At 73.3% G+C, this 16,587-nt stretch carries 11 protein-coding genes; 7 read left to right on the top strand and 4 right to left on the bottom strand.

Going from position 1 to position 16,587, the window contains the following annotated elements; genetic code table 11:
- The first annotated feature begins 17 nt into the window (after positions 1-17).
- From M5362_RS03800 to M5362_RS03785, 4 genes are all read left to right on the top strand, one after another.
- On the top strand, positions 18-3,779 hold the full coding sequence (locus M5362_RS03800) for a S8 family serine peptidase (protein ID WP_260225851.1): 3,762 nt from the start codon (positions 18-20) through the stop codon (positions 3,777-3,779).
- A gap of 109 nt (positions 3,780-3,888) precedes the next feature.
- Positions 3,889-5,226, top strand: a complete 1,338-nt coding sequence (locus M5362_RS03795) for a protein phosphatase 2C domain-containing protein (RefSeq protein ID WP_260225850.1) — start codon at positions 3,889-3,891, stop codon at positions 5,224-5,226.
- Positions 5,227-5,253: 27 nt separating this feature from the next.
- Positions 5,254-6,996 carry a pyruvate dehydrogenase gene (locus tag M5362_RS03790; RefSeq protein WP_260225849.1) on the top strand — a complete coding sequence of 581 codons (1,743 nt, stop codon included), beginning with the start codon at positions 5,254-5,256 and terminating at the stop codon, positions 6,994-6,996.
- A gap of 61 nt (positions 6,997-7,057) precedes the next feature.
- Positions 7,058-7,477: an ATP-binding protein gene (locus M5362_RS03785; RefSeq protein WP_260225848.1), complete on the top strand. Its 420-nt coding sequence runs from the start codon at positions 7,058-7,060 to the stop codon at positions 7,475-7,477.
- Positions 7,478-7,513: 36 nt separating this feature from the next.
- Here M5362_RS03785 and M5362_RS03780 read toward each other — a convergent pair whose 3' ends face one another.
- Together M5362_RS03780 and M5362_RS03775 are read right to left on the bottom strand one after the other, a co-directional pair.
- Positions 7,514-8,575: a DUF2637 domain-containing protein gene (locus M5362_RS03780; RefSeq protein ID WP_260225847.1), complete on the bottom strand. Its 1,062-nt coding sequence runs from the start codon at positions 8,573-8,575 to the stop codon at positions 7,514-7,516.
- Between the two features lie 204 nt (positions 8,576-8,779).
- Positions 8,780-9,637 carry a (2Fe-2S)-binding protein gene (locus M5362_RS03775; protein ID WP_260225846.1) on the bottom strand — a complete coding sequence of 286 codons (858 nt, stop codon included), beginning with the start codon at positions 9,635-9,637 and terminating at the stop codon, positions 8,780-8,782.
- A gap of 149 nt (positions 9,638-9,786) precedes the next feature.
- On the opposite strand from M5362_RS03775, the gene M5362_RS03770 reads away from it, so the two are divergent.
- Both M5362_RS03770 and M5362_RS03765 read left to right on the top strand, forming a co-directional pair.
- Positions 9,787-10,575 (top strand): GntR family transcriptional regulator, encoded by a 789-nt coding sequence (locus M5362_RS03770; protein ID WP_260225845.1) that lies wholly within the window; start codon positions 9,787-9,789, stop codon positions 10,573-10,575.
- A gap of 138 nt (positions 10,576-10,713) precedes the next feature.
- Entirely contained in the window at positions 10,714-12,348 is a 1,635-nt protein-coding gene (locus tag M5362_RS03765; protein ID WP_260225844.1) for a WD40 repeat domain-containing protein, read from the top strand.
- 83 nt (positions 12,349-12,431) lie between these two features.
- Here the strand turns inward: M5362_RS03765 and M5362_RS03760 are convergent, their stop codons facing one another.
- Both M5362_RS03760 and M5362_RS03755 read right to left on the bottom strand, forming a co-directional pair.
- Positions 12,432-13,220, bottom strand: coding sequence for a hypothetical protein (locus M5362_RS03760; protein ID WP_260225843.1), 789 nt, complete (start codon positions 13,218-13,220; stop codon positions 12,432-12,434).
- Positions 13,221-13,618: 398 nt separating this feature from the next.
- Positions 13,619-15,310 carry a PucR family transcriptional regulator gene (locus M5362_RS03755; protein ID WP_260225842.1) on the bottom strand — a complete coding sequence of 564 codons (1,692 nt, stop codon included), beginning with the start codon at positions 15,308-15,310 and terminating at the stop codon, positions 13,619-13,621.
- A 384-nt stretch (positions 15,311-15,694) separates the two neighbouring features.
- Here M5362_RS03755 and M5362_RS03750 point away from each other — a divergent pair, with 384 nt between their 5' ends.
- Positions 15,695-16,585 (top strand): xanthine dehydrogenase family protein subunit M, encoded by an 891-nt coding sequence (locus M5362_RS03750; protein ID WP_260225841.1) that lies wholly within the window; start codon positions 15,695-15,697, stop codon positions 16,583-16,585.
- The last annotated feature ends 2 nt before the right edge of the window (positions 16,586-16,587 follow it).

Raw genomic sequence — 16,587 nt, 5'->3', positions numbered from 1 at the left:
ATCAGATGGGGAGAGCGATGCGCCCGATTTCGCGTACGGCCCTGGGGGCGGCGACCGCCGCCGTCCTGGCCGTCACCGCGGTCGCGCCGTCCACGGCAGCCGCGCCGCAGGACGACACGACCGGCAGTCGACCGCTGGTCGGCAGCGAGGCCCAGGCCCGCGCCGGGGAGCGGGCCGCCACCGTCACGCTGGTCACGGGTGACCGGGTCCTCGTCACCCGCGACGCCGCCGGGAACCCGGCCGCCGCCGCGCTGCCCCGCGAGGACGGGACGGTGCCCCTCGTCCAGACCCGCCGCTCGGGCCAGGACCTGTACGTCTACCCCGAGGGCGCCATCGCCGCCCTCGCCGCGGGCCGCGTCGACGAGGAGCTCTTCAACGTCACCGGCCTGGTCCGGCAGGGCTACGACGACGCCGCCACCCAGACGCTGCCCCTGATCGCCGTCTACGGCTCCGACCTCGCCCGCTCCGTCCCCGCCGCCCCGCGCGGAGCCCGGCGCGGACAGATCCTCAAGACCGTCGACGGCGTCGCCCTCACGACCGACAAGAAGCAGGCCGCCGCCTTCTGGGCGGATGTGAACGCCCCCGCCGCCCGGTCCGCCTCCGGCCTGAAGAAGCTCTGGCTCGACCGCAAGGTCCAGGCCACCCTGGAGCGCTCGACCCAGCAGGTCCACGCCCCCGAGGCCTGGGCCGCCGGCTACGACGGCAAGGGCACCAAGGTCGCCGTCCTCGACACCGGCGCCGACGTCGAGCACCCCGACCTCAAGGGCCGGGTCGTCGCCTCGGAGAACTTCACCGACTCCGACAGCGCCGACGACCGCCAGGGCCACGGCACCCACACCATCTCCACCGTCGGCGGCTCCGGCGCGGCGAGCGACGGCAGGAAGAAGGGCGTCGCGCCCGGCGCCGACCTCCTCAACGGCAAGGTCCTCAACGACTCCGGCTCCGGCGCCACCTCCTGGATCATCGCGGGCATGGAGTGGGCCGTCGCCCAGGGCGCCGACGTCGTCTCCATGAGCCTCGGCAACCCCTCGGAGACCGACTGCACCGACCCGATGAGCATCGCCGCCGAGGAACTCGCCCAGAACGAGGGCACGTTGTTCGTCGTCGCCGCCGGAAACACCGGCCCCTCGCTGAACACGGTCTCCTCGCCCGGCTGCGCGCCGAGCGTCCTCACCGTCGGAGCCACCGACCGCGACGACTCCACCGCGTCCTTCTCCAGCCGTGGCCCGACGACCCTCGGCCACACCCTCAAGCCGGAGATCGCGGCCCCCGGCGTCGGCATATCCGCCGCCGCGGCCGGCGGCCGGGGCGTGTACGCCTACCAGGCCATGTCCGGTACGTCGATGGCCACCCCGCACGTCGCGGGCGCCGCCGCCATCGTCAAGCAGCGCCACCCCGACTGGACTGCCCAGCAGATCAAGGCCGCCCTCGTCTCCTCCGCCGAGAGCTCCGTCCCCGGCGACGTACGCGAGGTCGGCGGCGGCCGCCTGGACGTCAAGGCCGCGATCGACCAGACGGTCCTCGGCGCCGACGCCGTCCAGGGCGGCACCTTCAACTGGCCCCAGGACAGCAGCGACCGGACCTCGGTCTCCGTGCCGTACACCAACACCTCCGGCAAGGCCGTCACCCTGACGCTCGCCGTCGAGAGGGTCACCGGCAACGACGGCTCGCGCGTCCGGTCCTCCGTCGCCCGGCTCGGCAGGCGCACGGTCACCGTCCCGGCCGGCGCGACCGTCGAGGTGCCGCTCCAACTGGACCCGTCCGCCCACCTGGAGCGCGCCCAGTACGGCGACGTCACCGGCCGGGTCCTGGCCACCGCCCCCGGCGGCGTCCACGTCTCGACGCCCTTCTCGCTCTACGTCCAGCCCGAGACGGTCACCCTGCGGGTCAAGCTGATCGACCGTCAGGGCAAGCCCGCCGCCGGGGCGTCCTCCGTGGACCTCATCGGCACCGACGACGCCAGCGGCGAGCGCCGCTTCAACGAGGGCGCCACCGACCAGGTCTTCCAGGTGCGGCCCGGCAGCTACTTCCTCACCTCCTTCGTCACCACCGCCGACACCGGCGAGGGCGCCACGCTGAACGACTCGCTCAGCTACCTGGCCCGCCCGCAGGTGGAGGTGAAGAAGGACACCACCGTCGTCCTCGACGCCCGCAGGGCGCACAGGCTGTCGGTGGAGACCGACAAGCCCGGTGAACAGCGCGGCACCACCCTGGCGTTCTCCCGCTCCTGGGACGACATCTGGCTGCACTCCGGCACGGCCGCGGGCACCCGCTCGATCCGCGGCTACTACGCCTCGGTCGAAGGCCGCGCCGACGAGGGCGACTTCGAGTTCGGCAGCTACTGGCGCACCGCCGCCCCGCAGGTCTCCGAGCTGAAGACGAGCGACGGCACCGTCCTGCACCCGTACTCGACCTCCCTCGGCTCCGACAACCTCGACGGCGCCGGCTCGGCCCGGCTCGTCGACGCAGGCACCGGAACCCCGGAGGAACTGAAGGCCGCCGGCGTCCAGGGCCGCGTCGCCCTGGTCCGCATCCCGGACACCTCCAGCCTCGTGGCCACCGTCGCACGGGACGCCAAGGCCGCGGGCGCCGTCGCGGTCCTGGTCCACCGGACCTCGCCCGTCCGCTGGATCCCGACCGCGGGCTTCGCGGGACCGGGGCTCCCGGTCCTCGCCGTCGACTCCGCCGAAGCCGCGGGGCTCCTGACCAAGCTCTCGGCCGGCGAGGTCACCCTCTCCTGGAAGGCCACGGCGAAGAGCCCGTACCTCTACAACCTGGGGTTCCAGGAGACCGGTCCGATCCGCGACGACAAGACCTACCGGGTCCGGGACGGACAGCTGGGCCGCACCGAGTCGACCTACGGCTCCATGGGCGTCGCCGCAGACTTCGTCGACAGCCCCGCCGCCTACCGGCCGAACGGCACCGCGGTCTACTTCGGCGCGATCGAGGCGGTCCCGGCGCCGGGCACCCGGACGGAGTACTACACGGCCGGGGACACCCGGTGGGAGACGGTTCTCTCCTCCAGCTTCCCGTTCGGCGAGTTCATGATGGGTGCCCAGCACGCCTACAAGGCCGGGGAGAAGCGCACCGAGCGGTGGTACGACGGCGTCATCGCCCCGACCGCCCCGCTCGACGCGGCGGGAAAACCGGTCCTCGTCGCCGAGCGGCAGGGCAACCTCATCGGTTTCGCCGACGCCATGTGGGGCGACAGCACCCACTACGCCCAGCCCGGGTCCTTCGGGGACCTCGGCAACCTCCGGCTGAGCAGGGACGGTGAGGTGCTCGGAGAGACCGGATGGCCGTTCGGGGCCTTCGAAGTCCCGTCCGAGCGCGGCACGTACACGCTCGAACAGAACACCATGAAGGTCGGCAGCAAGGTGTGGAACCGCTCCACATCCGTCAACTCGGTATGGGAATTCACTTCCCAGGCCGACGAGAGCGTCTACTCTCAAGGCATCCCGATTCTCTTCCCCCGGTACACCCTTCCGGAGGACGGACTCAAGACCCTCGCCGCGACCGACGGCCAGAAGATCGGCCTCACCGCGACGGGTCACGCGGGCTACAAGTCCGCCGCTCTCACCTCGGCCAGGCTCTCGTACTCCTACGACGACGGTACGACCTGGACAGAGGCGCAGGTCTCCAAGCAGAACGGTGTGTGGACCGCGACCGTGAACCACGCGGGCGCGGCCGGCAGGCCGGTCACTCTGAAGACCGAACTGACGGACGCCAACGGCAACTCCGTCACCCAGACCGTGGTCCGCGCCTACGACGTGCGCTGATCACGCCGGTCCGCCGGGCGTCCTTCCCGTGGGGGGTGGGGTCGCCCGGCGGACCCCTTTTTTCGTCATGTCCCGTTTTCCGGCCACCCGCGCGGTGGACAATAAGGGCATGACTCAGCAGGGGGACAACTGGTGGGACAAGCTCTACGACGAGTCGGCGCCGGACACGGCACCGGCCACGACGGGCGACACGCTCGACGACCGCTTCGACTCCGCGTCGCAGGCGACGGGCGACACGACGCGCACGGCGGCGCTGCCGCCCCGGGCTCCCTGGGAGCCGCTCGACGACCCCGGCTCGGCCCCTGAACCACGGTCGTTCCCCGGACCGGCCCCGGAGCCGGCCGCAGCGGCCGACGCCGACGAGGACGCCGCTCCCGGGCCGAGCGCACCGGAGGCGGGACCCGCGCCGGTGCCCCGTCCCCGTACCGCCCACATCGGCAACCGGCCGCCCACGTACGAGGCCGAGCCGACCGCGCTGCCCGTGGCCCGGCCCGGAGACCTCGGCGAACTGGTCGCCGACACCGTCCTCGACGGCGCGCGCTACGGCGCGTACACCCTGCGCGCCGCCTCGCAGCGCGGCGACTCCGCCCGCTACCGCGGCGAACCCCGCAGGGACGCGCTGCTCACCGCCCGGTTCGGCCAGGAGGAGGCCGCGCTCGTCCTCGTCGCCGTGGCGAGCGGCGCCCGCGCCGCCGAGGGCGCCCATCTCGCCGCCGCCGACGCCTGCCACTGGATCGGCGAGGCCGTCGGCCGCAGCCACGCCCGGCTCTCGGAGGACATCAGGTCCGGCCGCCGCGGCGACCTGAAGTCGGGGCTCCACCGGCTCACCGACCGCACCTACGGCAAGCTGCGCGCCCGCGCCGCCGAGATGGGCGTGGGCCCCGAGGAGTACACGGCGGGGCTGCGCTGCCTGCTGCTCTCCGCCGACCCCGCCTGCCGCACCCGGGTCTTCTTCGGGATCGGCCCGGGCGGCCTCTTCCGCCTCCGCGACGGCGCCTGGCAGGACATCGAACCGTTGCTCCCCGAGCCCGCCGCGCTCGCCGGCGCCCCTGTCGTCGGCTTCGGCTCGCCGCCTGCGGGGACGGCCTCGGGGACACCGTCCGAGACGGCGGAGGGCGACCGCCACACCATGAGACTGAGCGTCACGGGGCCGCCGGGCGCCCCCTTCGCGGAGGACCCTCTCCCGGCCTCCGGCGGGGGAGACCCCGCGCCCCCCGCCGAACCGTTCCGCTTCCGCGCCTCCGTCGCCCGCCCGGGTGACACGCTCCTGCTCGCCTCGCAGGGCCTCGCCGAGCCCATGCGTGGCGAGCCCGCCCTCGCCAGGGAGCTCGCGGCGCGCTGGGCGGTCCCCGAGCCGCCCGGGCTCGCCGCCTTCCTCGCCGACACCCAGCTGCGGGTGAAGGGGTACGCCGACGACCGTACGGGCGTGGCCGTCTGGGAGGCGTAACGCTCCACCCCATGGGTTGATGGATCCATGGCCAAGCAGAACGTCGCAGAACAGTTCGTCGACATCCTCGTCCGGGCGGGCGTCCAACGGCTGTACGGAGTCGTCGGCGACAGCCTGAATCCCGTCGTCGACGCCATCCGCCGCACCCCCGACATCGACTGGATCCAGGTCCGGCACGAGGAGGCCGCCGCCTTCGCCGCCGGAGCCGAGGCGCAGATCACCGGCCGTCTGGCGGCGTGCGCCGGCTCCTGCGGCCCGGGCAACCTCCACCTGATCAACGGCCTCTACGACGCACACCGTTCGATGGCCCCGGTCCTGGCGCTCGCCTCGCAGATCCCCTCCAGCGAGATCGGCCTCGGCTACTTCCAGGAGACCCACCCCGACCGGCTCTTCTCCGAGTGCAGCCACTACAGCGAGCTGATCTCCAGCCCCCGGCAGATGCCACGGCTGCTCCAGACGGCCATTCAGCACGCCATCGGGCAGAGCGGGGTCAGCGTCGTCGCGCTGCCGGGCGACATCGCCTCCGAGCCGGCCCCCGAGAAGGCGTGGGAGACGGCCCTCGTCACCTCACGGCCCACCGTCCGTCCGGGTGACGCCGAGATCGAGGCCCTGGCGCGGATGATCGACGAGGCCGATCGGGTGACGCTGTTCTGCGGCAGCGGCACGGCCGGCGCGCACGCGGAGGTGATGCAGTTCGCCGAGCGGGTGAAGTCCCCCGTCGGCCACGCGCTGCGCGGCAAGGAGTGGATCCAGTTCGACAATCCGTTCGACGTCGGGATGAGCGGGCTGCTCGGCTACGGAGCGGCCTACGAGGCCACCCACGAGTGCGACCTGCTGATCCTGCTCGGCACGGACTTCCCGTACAACGCCTTCCTGCCGGACGACGTCAAGATCGTCCAGGTGGACGTCCGGCCCGAACGCCTCGGCCGCCGCTCCAAGCTCGACCTGGCGGTCTGGGGCGACGTCCGGGAGACACTGCGCTGCCTCACCCCGCGGGTGCGGGCCAAGTCCGACCGGCGCTTCCTCGACAAGATGCTGAAGAAGCACGCCGACGCGCTCGAAGGCGTCGTCAAGGCGTACACCCGCAAGGTGGAGAAGCACGTCCCGATCCATCCCGAGTACGTCGCCTCGGTGCTCGACGAACTCGCCGACGACGACGCCGTGTTCACCGTCGACACCGGAATGTGCAACGTCTGGGCCGCGCGCTACATCTCACCCAACGGGCGCCGCCGCATCATCGGCTCCTTCTCGCACGGCTCGATGGCGAACGCGCTGCCGCAGGCCATCGGCGCCCAGTTCACGGACCGCGGGCGTCAGGTGATCTCGATGTCCGGCGACGGCGGGTTCTCGATGCTGATGGGCGACTTCCTGACGCTGGTCCAGTACGACCTCCCGGTGAAGATCGTCCTGTTCAACAACTCCTCGCTCTCCATGGTCGAGCTGGAGATGCTGGTCGCCGGCCTCCCCTCGTACGGCACGACCAACCGCAACCCCGACTTCGCCGCCGTCGCCCGCGCGGCCGGCGCGTACGGCGTCCGCGTCGAGAAGCCGAAACAGCTCGCCGGCGCCCTGAAGGACGCCTTCAAGCACAAGGGGCCGGCCCTCGTCGACATCGTGACCGACCCCAACGCCCTCTCGATCCCCCCGAAGATCAGCCGCGAGATGGTCTCCGGCTTCGCCCTCTCGGCGAGCAAGATCGTCCTCGACGGCGGCGTCGGCCGCATGCTCCAGATGGCCCGCTCCAACGTACGGAACGTCCCCCGGCCATGAATGCGGGCCGGGCGGTGGGGCATGCATCCCCGTGAGCCTGTTCGAGGAGATCTGTACCGACATGTGGGTGGGGGTTATGGCCGGGGAGGCGCGACAGCCGACTCAGATGCTCAGAAAGGTGGGATGCGCGGATCTCACCGCGGTGCCGGAGGTACGACATGCGTTGCGCAGGATGCTGCGGACATGGGGCGGACCGGGGGCCTCCGACGTCGCGGAGCTGCTCACCAGCGAACTCGTCACCAACGCTCTGATCCACACCGACCACGGCGCCGTGATCACCGCGACCGTCGTCCCGGACGGTCTCCGGGTCGAGGTGCGGGACTTCGTCGCCGGGCTCCCCGAGCCACGGGCACCGATCGCCGACGACGGTACGAGCGGCAGGGGGCTCGTCCTGGTCCAGGCCCTGGCCGACTCCTGGGGCGTGGAGAAGCACGGCGTGGGCAAGGTCGTGTGGTTCGAGCTGAACGGCGGGGCCGCGTGAGAGCTCTCACGCGGCCCCGCCGTTCATGTCGGCCTCTCAGCCGAACTGCTGCTCCAGGTCCTTCAGTTTGCGCTCCAGCGAGTCGAGCCGGGGCAGTGTCTGGGTGTCGTCCTCGGCGGTGAGGTCCACCGTCCGGGGCTCAGTACCCTTCACGGCCTGGAGGGAGGGCCGGTGTCGAAGCGGCAGCTGTCCGGGGTCTGCTATGGCAGGCTCCGCGACGGCTGTCCCCACGGACGGCGTCGCGGAGCCCGCGCCGGAGTTCAGGGACGGCACCTCGACCTGGCGTCCGCCTCCTCTGCCCAGCCCGAAGGCCCGGTGCTGGCGGTTGATCGCCTTGATCCTGGCCCGGTCGAGCTTCTCCTGCTCACGCCTGCGCAGCCGGTGCTGCTCCTTCTCGCGCCGGTCCTCACGGACCTCGTCCACCGCCTCGTCCAGGGTCCGTACGCCCTCCAGGAGCATCAGCGACCAGGCGGCGAAGGTCTCCCGGGGCGCCCTCAGCCACCGGACGATCCGGATCTGCGGCAGCGGACGGGGCACCAGGCCCTGCTCACGGAGGGCCGCCCGGCGGGTCTGCTTGAGGGCCCGGTCGAAGAGAACCGCAGCCGAGAGGGACATGCCCGCGAAGAACTGCGGGGCACCCGCGTGGTCCAGACCCCGGGGGGCGTGGACCCAGTTGAACCAGGCGGCCGCGCCCGCGAACGTCCACACCAGGAGCCGCGAGCCGAGGGCCGCGTCACCGTGGCTCGCCTCACGGACGGCGAGCACCGAGCAGAACATCGCCGCGCCGTCGAGGCCGAAGGGGACGAGGTACTCCCAGCCCCCGGTGAGGTTCAGGTTCTGCCGGCCGAAGCCGACGAGGCCGTGGAAGGAGAGCGCGGCGGCGACCGCCGCGCAGCAGAAGAGCAGGACGTAGGAGGCGGTTCCGTAGATCGCCTCCTTGCGTCGGCGACGTTCCTCACTGCGTTCCCAGGAGTCTTCGGCCGCGGCCTGGTCACCGGCGCGCTTGCCGCGCGCGAGCACCGCCACCGCCGTCAGGACTCCGGCCACCATGACGCCGCCCGGAAGCAGCCAGTCCAGCGATATGTCGGTCAGTCTCATGCGGTGTCCCTTGCATCGCAGTAGGGCGTTTCGGCCGCCCATACTGGCCGACCCCGGGGGCCGCTCAAGGGGTTTCGCGGCAAGAGCACGCCATCGGGGCCGCACGGCATACGAATAGGTGCGATCTGGTCGAACGACCGGCCGGTGCAAGGGAGTTGTGTTCGATCGACGTCACCCGTACGAGTGGCGTAATTCGTCCGACCGTCAGGCGGTCGCGGCGAGCCTGCGGACCCGCTCGGCGTCGCACGTGCGCGGACAGGTCAGACAGGTGTCCTCGGGGCGCAGCGTGTAGAAGAAGCAGCACGTCGCGCGGTCCCGGGTGGGGCGGGGCGTCCCGTCGGCCGTCTCGGCGCCGGGCAGCTCACGGAAGCCCGCGGTGCCCGCGTACGGCTTGGCCGTGCCGGGCATCAGCAGCTCCAGCTCGTCCATCGCCCGCCGCTCCTCGCCGAACAGCGCCCCGACGTACCAGAGCCCCTCGACGATCTCGTCCGTGGCCATGCCCCACACCGCCCGCCTCCCGCGTCGCATCCGCGGTCCGAAGCCGGCCAGGATCTCCTCGAAGTGCTCGGCGAGCGCGTCCCTGAGCTCGGCGCGCAGCGCCTCCTCGTCCGGGACGACCCGGGCGCCGGGCAGTGAAGCCGCGGGGTCGCCCGGCAGACAGGTGAACTCCTCGATCCGTACGGTCATCCGTCCCAGGGCCCGCTGGAAGGACACGTTCCGGGCGGGCAGCCGGGGGACCCGGCGGTGCAGGAACCAGGGGACCGTGACCAGGAGGCAGGCGGGCCAGGCGTACCGGTGCAGTCCGAAGCCGGCGATCACGTCGGGGCGGGCCTGCTGCCCGTAGTCGCGCAGTACCTGGGCGTTGTCCCAGGCCAGGAAGGCGTCGAGGGCGGCGCCGCCGGCCGCGAGCTCGTCGGCCCCCACCCAGCCGGCCCCCCGTGGCGAGCTCTCGCCACTGTCCAGCTCCTCTATCCGCAGGCCGGAGAACACCTCGCCGAGGCGGGCGTAGGAAGCCGCGACGGGGGAGGTGTACGGGGCGGGGAGCAGAGCGGGGAGGGCCATACGGGGACCACCGAATCGCGATCGTTAGCAGGTTAGCCTTACCTTACCCGATGGCGTCGATGTTTGAACTGCAGCCCTGGCCGCCTATGGTGCACAGGGGGCCTCGGTATCGCGAGCCAGGCCCGGCACGAGCCCGCAGGAGGACCCGGGTGGAGCAGGGCAGAGCGCGCGAGCGGGCCGCCGGCCGGCCGCACCCGCCGAACGACGGCGCGGTGCGGGTCCCCGAGCAGGTCCGCGGCGAGCACACCCACGGCGAGCACACTCGCGGTGAGTACACCCACGGTGAGCCGTCCACGCCCGGCCTCGCCCCCCGTACCGTCCAGCGCCACTCCGTACGCGGCCAGATCCTCCAGGCCCTGCGCACCGCCCTCGTGGGCGGCGAGCTGGTCCCCGGCGAGGTGTACTCCGCACCGGTCCTCGCCGAGCGCTTCGGCGTCTCCGCGACCCCCGTGCGCGAGGCCATGCAACAGCTCGCCGTCGAGGGCGCCGTCGAAGTCGTACCGAACCGCGGATTCCGGGTCACCGAACGCACTCCGCGCGAGCTCGCCGAGCTCGCCGAGATCCGGGCGCTCATCGAGATCCCGATCATGCTCCGCCTCGCCCGCACGGTCCCCGCCGCCCGCTGGGCCGAGCTCCGGCCGCTCGCCGAGGCCACCGGCGCCGCCGCCGCCCGCGGCGACCGCGCCCACTACGCCGAGGCCGACCGCGCCTTCCACCGCGCCGTGCTCTCACTGGCCGGCAACGAGCAGCTCCTCGCCGTCGCCGACGACCTGCACCGCCGCTCCCAGTGGCCCCTGACGAGCGGCCCGGTGACCCGCCACGGCGACCTCGTGGCGGACGCGGCGGAACACGGCGCCCTCCTCGACGCCCTGATCGCCCAGGATGTCACCGTCGTGCAGTCACTTGTCAGGGAGCATTTCACCGGATCGGCGGACTGACGACTAAGGTCGTTGCCGTCGGCCGGTGCCCTCGGCCCTTGCCGCCGTTGGCTGTTGCCGTGAACCCGCCCGTACCGCGCCGTCCGTGAGGTGTCCCATGCCGTCCGCGACTCCGTCCCCGGCACGGGGAAGGCGCCCGTGACCGGATCCGTCCGCGGAGACCGCCCCGCCGGAACGGAGGCCGAGGCGGCGGCCCTGCTCGGCTGGCTCACCGACCCGGAGGCCCCCCGCCTCTGCCTGGTCGTCGGCGGCCCCCGCAGGGGCAAGTCCGCGCTGCTCTCCTGGCTCGCCGCGCACGGCACCCGCGCGGGCGCGCGCCGCCGGCGCGCGGCGCGCGAGCTGATCCCGCTCGCCGGACAGTGCGCGCTCGGCGCGGCCTGGACGATCGCGAACCGGCTCGGTGTCGTGGCCAGGACGCCAGGCGAACTGGTCCAGGCCGTCGCCACCACCGAGACACGACGCGCGGCCCTCGTCCTGCCGGACCTGCACGCCGCCGCCGAGCCGGAGGCGATCGCCGAACTGATCGGCGAACTCGCCGCCTCGGGCCGGGTGCGGCTCGTCGTCGAGAGCTGTACGGGAACGCCTTCGTACGCCCTCCTCGCCGACCGGCGCGTCACGGTCGTGGACCTCGACGGGGACGCGGAGGAGGCGGACCGCGGCGAGACGAACGCCCCGGCTCAGGGAGCCTCCGGGCGAGGGGAGCCGGGCCCGGGGGACCTGCCCTACGAGGCGCGGCACGCGGTCGACCTGGCCGACCCCGTCGCGGTGTGCACGGCCGACCCGCTGCGCGTCACCACCGCGTACGCCACCGGCCCCGGCGACGACCGCGGAGGCCTGCGGTCCGCCTGGCTGCGCGCGGGCCAGTCCCTCTGCCGCGACCAGAGCCCCGCGGACCGGGCCCTCGTCCTGCTCGGCGCGCTCGGCGACGGGGCGGACCCCCGGCTCCGCCCCACGCTGCTCGCCCTCGCCGCCGACGCCCCCTGGCGCCTGCGCTGGACCCGCGTGCGGGGCGACCTCACCCCGCCCTGGCCCGGCCCGGTCACGGCCCTCGGCGCGATCGGCGACCGACTCCTCGTCGCGGGTACGACGGACGCCGTACGGCTTCTCGGCGCGGCCGACGCGACCCCGGCGGGCGAGCCGCTGCGGACCCCCTCGGGCGGCCGGGTCAAGGCGCTCGCGCCCGCACCGGACGGCACGGTCCTGCTCCTGGACGAGCGAGGCCGGCTCCAGCCCGTTCCCGGGCCGGAGCCCCGGGCGCCCTACCTGGAACGGCTCACCACCGCCGTCGCGGCCACCCTCACCCGGCACCCGGGCACCGCACTCGCGGCGATCAGCGGCTCGGTGGTGGTGGGGGACCGGCTCGGCTCCGTCCACGCCTTCGGCCTGACGGGCATCCACCAGGCCGCGTTGCACAGCGGTCGCGTGACGGCCGTGACGGCGGTCGGCACGGCCACGCCCTTCCTGTGCAGCGGAGGCCTCGACGGCACGGTCCGCCGCTGGATCCCGGGCCGGGACCCGGACCCCGCGCCGGTCGCCGAACGCCGGTCCGCGGTCGTGTCGTTGCACGCCACGGAGAGCGCCGAGGGCCCGTCGCTCGCGATCGCCTGGGCGGACGGCCTCGTCGAACTCCACGACCTCGACACCCGGACCCGCCTCACCTTCCGCCCCGGCCCGCCGGTCCGCGCGGTGGCCCTCACCCCCGACGGGGCGCTGGTGGTGGGGATGGACGAGGGGCTGCTCTGCCTGGACCGGGCCGCCCACGACCGGAAGTGACGGTACGTCACCGTGACGCGAAACCCTCAGGGACCCGGGCGGACGTGTCCACCCGGCCCCTGAGGGTCTGCTACGACGGTCCGTCAGATCGCGGGCCGAGGTGTCAGTTGGGCCGCAAGCCAGGTCGGTACGCCGCCCAGGAGGCGGAACAGGCGCGCCGCCTCGGCCCGTAGGCGCCCCGCCTCCGGTTCCGTCTCCGTGTTCGCGAGCGCCGTCAGGGCCGGGGCCGTACCGACCAGGTAGCCGAGCTCCTCGCGGATGCGGAGCGACTCGGCGAATCCGTGCCGGGCCTCCGCCAACTCACCTTCCTGCAGGGCGAGTCCGGCGAGATGACGCCAGGTCGAGGAGAGCAGCAGGTCGTCCCCCTGGGCCGTCGCGCCCGCGTGGGCGCGACGGTAGGCGGCGCGGGCGGCCTGGGGCGAGTCGCCGATGTTCTGCGCGATCAGCCCGCGCCGGTAGTCGAGCAGCGGCCGCCCCTCGGCCGAGGGGCCGATCAGCGCCGCCGCCCGCCCGAGCGCGGCGGTCGCCTCGTCGGCCCGGTCGCGTACGCCGAGCAGCGTCGACGCGTAGGCCAGATAGCCGCGTTCGCACGCGGCGGCACCTCGTTCCTCGTCCGTCCGGGCCACGGCCTCGGCCGCCCGTAGCGCCTCCTCGGCCTCCGCCCACCCCCGCTCGGTGTAGAGACAGCGCTCGATCAGGAGGGCCGCCCGTTCCAGTGCCACCGCCGGTTCCGCCGCGCGGGGCGTGAGCAGGGCGGCCGCGTCGGTCCAGCAGCCGCGCGAGCGAAGACGCCATATCGCCGTCTCCATCGGGGTCGCCCCGCCGTAGCCGTGGGACGGATCTTCGCCACCCGTTGTTTCGGAACCAGACATGGCGGTATCCGCCACATTGCCCTCCCCGAGCGCGCCATTGAGCTGTTGAGTTAGCCCGCATCTCAGCACGAACGCGTGGCGCTGGCCAAGGGGTCAGGTGAAACTTTTCACAAGTGCTGGACCTTGACCGCTATGCGGACGCGTGCGTTCTGCGTCGCTCACCGGCGGCCGTGATCCGCTTCCGCCCTTGCCCCGGGCGCCACCGGGGCCCCGCGCACCCCCCCGGGCCAGGGCGTCGACACCTTCCGTGCCGTCAGGTCCCGGATTCCCCCGAACAGATGAACCCCGTGAGGTCCCCTCGGGTGACGGCCGAGGCCCCGCGACCCCGTTGGGCCGAACGGGTGACGTCCGGCCGGCGGCCGCCCGTGTGCGGACGGCCGCCGGCGTGCCCCGGAGGGTCAGCTCATGCGCAGCGCCAGGAAGAAGTCCAGCTTGTCCTCGAGACGCGACAGGTCCCTGCCCGTCAGTTGCTCGATCCGCCCCACCCGGTAGCGCAGGGTGTTCACATGCAGGTGAAGACGGGTCGCGCAGCGGGTCCAGGAGCCGTCGCAGTCGAGGAAGGCCTCCAGCGTGGGGATGAGCTCGGCGCGGTGGCGGCGGTCGTAGTCGCGCAGCGGGTCGAGCAGCCGGGCCGTGAAGGCGCGGCGGACGTCGTCGGGGACGAACGGGAGCAGCAGCACGTGCGAGGCGAGCTCGTGGTGCCCCGCGGCGCAGACGCGGCCGGGGCGGGCGGCGGCGACCCGGCGGGCGTGCCGGGCCTCCTCCAGGGCGCCGCGCAGGCCCTCCGCCGAGTGGACGGCCGCGCTGACGCCGAGCGTGAGGCGTCCGTCGTCGGCGAGACCGGACGACAGCGGGTCCCTTACGGCGGCGAGCAGCGCGTCGGCGTGCAGCCCGACGTGGGCGGTGCCCTCGTCCTCGCTGTCGGGCACCGGGCCCGCCGGCAGCGGTACCAGCGCGATGGCCTCGTCCCCGTGGTGCGCGACCGCGATCCGGTCGGCGGAGTCCGCGCCGACGGTCGCCGGGTCGACGAGGATCTCCTCCAGGAGCGCCTGGGCCACCGGGCCGGTGTCCACCGCGCCCGCCCCGCCCTCCTGGTCCCACTCGACGCGGGCGACGACGACCTGCCAGTGCGGGGCGGTCCCCAGGCCCGGCAGCAGGACCGGGGCGGCGACCCGCAGGCGGGCGGCGATCTCGGCGGGCGCGGCCCCTGTCTGGACCAGCTCCAGGACCTCCTGCGCCAGCCGGCGCCGTACCGTGCGCGCCGCGTCCCGCCGGTCGCGCTCGACGGCGATCAGCTGGGTGACGCCCTGGAGGAGGTCGAGCCGGGCGGCCGGCCAGTCGCCGGCGTCGGCCTCGACGGCGAGGAGCCAGTCGGACAGGACGGTCTCCCGTACGTCGCGCGCGGCGGGCGCGGCGCCGCGCCCGGTGTTGCGGATCGGGAAGAGGGAGTACGTGGTTCCGGCGGCGCTGAGCCGGTGTGGGCCGCGCCGTCCGGTCCTGGCCGCGGCCAGGTGCTCACCGGCCAGTGTCGCGGCGAGCCCGGCCTCCAGCGGCTCTCCGGCGCCGGCGATCTGGCGGCCGGTGGGGGAGAGGACCCAGGCCCGGAGGTCCAGGTCGGAGCCGAGGAGGTCCAGGACGACCTCGGGCCCGCCGCCGGCCGGCCCGGAGGTCATCAGCCGCCGGTGGCGGTCGACGACGGCCGCCAGGTCGCCCGCGCGTTCGCCGGACACCTGTCGAACAACGTGTTCGGTGATCGTCGCGAATGCAACGGTCTCGTTGACTGCGAACAACGGCAGCCGATGGCGAGAACACGCCTGTACGAGATCGTCGGGGATGTCCCCGAGCTCCGCCTCGCCGGCCGCGAGCGCCGCCACGCCCGCGGAGGCCAGGATCCGGGCGAACGGCTCGGCGTCCTCGGGCTCCCGCAGCCAGGCGAGGCCGGTGAGGACCAGCTCGCCGCCGGACAGGTACCGGCTGGGGTCCTTGAGGTCCGTCGTCATCACGCCGCGGACGGTGCGGTCCAGCTCGTCCTCACCGCCGAGCAGGCGCAGCCCCAGCGCGTCGGTTTCCAGCAGTGCGCGCAGCCGCATCTCGTTGCCGCCGTTCCTTCTCGTCCGTCACTCGTCTGTCACTTTCGTGGGTACTCGCCCCTCGCGCTCCCCCGGGGGCGGCGGCGTGTCCGGCGATCCGCGGACTGTCGCGTTGTCGTCGGTCGCCTGGTGCCGCCGTTTCCAGGGGGAAACGGCGAGGTTGCCGAGTACCGCCGTTCGTTCGAATCTACAAGACGAACAAGGTCACCAGCCAACTCCTTCATGTTTTCGGTGACTGCACCCCGGCGGGCAGGCCTTGTGTACTAGGCCACACATCGCGTTAACAGCACGTGAACATGAATTCGAAGTCGAGGGCCGGCCGTCCCCCCGGGCCCGTAAGACCGACCGACCCCCGATCACTAGAAGCACAAGAAGAGAGCCACCATGGACTTCCTTCGCCCCGCCAGCTGGGAGGAGGCGCTCGCCGCCAAGGCCGAGCACCCCACGGCCGTGCCCATCGCGGGTGGTACCGACATCATGGTCGAGATCAACTTCGACCACCGGCGTCCCGAGTACCTCCTGGACCTGAACCGTATCGAGCTGCTGCGCGAGTGGGAGGTCGGCGAGGAGAACGTCCGCCTCGGCGCCTCCGTTCCGTACACCCAGATCATGGAGAACCTGCGGGCCGAGCTGCCGGGCCTCGCGCTCGCCTCGCACACCGTGGCCTCTCCGCAGATCCGCAACCGCGGCGGCGTCGGCGGCAACCTGGGCACCGCCTCCCCGGCCGGTGACGCGCACCCCGCGCTGCTCGCCGCAGGAGCCGAGGTCGAGGTGGAGTCGGTGCGTGGCAACCGGTTCATCCCGATCGACGAGTTCTACACGGGTGTGAAGCGCAACGCGCTGCAGCCCGACGAGCTCATCAAGACCGTCCACGTCAAGAAGGCGGACGGCCCCCAGCAGTACTCCAAGGTCGGCACGCGCAACGCGATGGTCATCGCCGTCTGCGCCTTCGGCCTGGCGCTCCACCCGGAGACCCGTACGGTCCGCACCGGCATCGGTTCGGCCGCGCCGACCCCGATCCGCGCCAAGGAGGCCGAGGCCTTCCTGAACGCGGCGCTGGAGGAGGGCGGCTTCTGGGAGAGCGGCAAGATCATCACCCCGTCGATCGCCAAGCAGTTCGCGGACCTGTGCTCGGGCGCCGCCAACCCGATCGACGACGTCCGTGGCACCGCCAAGTACCGCCGCCACGCCGTAGGAATCATGGCCCGCCGCCAGCTCGGCTGGACCTGGGAGCAGTACCGGGGCACCGGCCGCACGCTTGAGGGAGCTGCATAACC

The organism is Streptomyces sp. Je 1-79, assembly GCF_025195125.1.
GTDB lineage: Bacteria > Actinomycetota > Actinomycetes > Streptomycetales > Streptomycetaceae > Streptomyces.
The sequence above is the reverse complement of the archived record's forward strand: the minus strand, read 5'-3'. Positions and strand labels throughout refer to the sequence as shown.

Coding starts and splice junctions, on each gene's coding strand:
- M5362_RS03750 (WP_260225841.1), top strand. CDS start 15,695: ATGGACTTCCTTCGCCCCGCCAGCTGGGAGGAGGCGCTCGCCGCCAAG.
- M5362_RS03775 (WP_260225846.1), bottom strand. CDS start 9,637: ATGGCCCTCCCCGCTCTGCTCCCCGCCCCGTACACCTCCCCCGTCGCG.
- M5362_RS03785 (WP_260225848.1), top strand. CDS start 7,058: ATGTGGGTGGGGGTTATGGCCGGGGAGGCGCGACAGCCGACTCAGATG.
- M5362_RS03780 (WP_260225847.1), bottom strand. CDS start 8,575: ATGAGACTGACCGACATATCGCTGGACTGGCTGCTTCCGGGCGGCGTC.
- M5362_RS03760 (WP_260225843.1), bottom strand. CDS start 13,220: ATGTCTGGTTCCGAAACAACGGGTGGCGAAGATCCGTCCCACGGCTAC.
- M5362_RS03800 (WP_260225851.1), top strand. CDS start 18: ATGCGCCCGATTTCGCGTACGGCCCTGGGGGCGGCGACCGCCGCCGTC.
- M5362_RS03795 (WP_260225850.1), top strand. CDS start 3,889: ATGACTCAGCAGGGGGACAACTGGTGGGACAAGCTCTACGACGAGTCG.
- M5362_RS03790 (WP_260225849.1), top strand. CDS start 5,254: ATGGCCAAGCAGAACGTCGCAGAACAGTTCGTCGACATCCTCGTCCGG.
- M5362_RS03755 (WP_260225842.1), bottom strand. CDS start 15,310: ATGCGGCTGCGCGCACTGCTGGAAACCGACGCGCTGGGGCTGCGCCTG.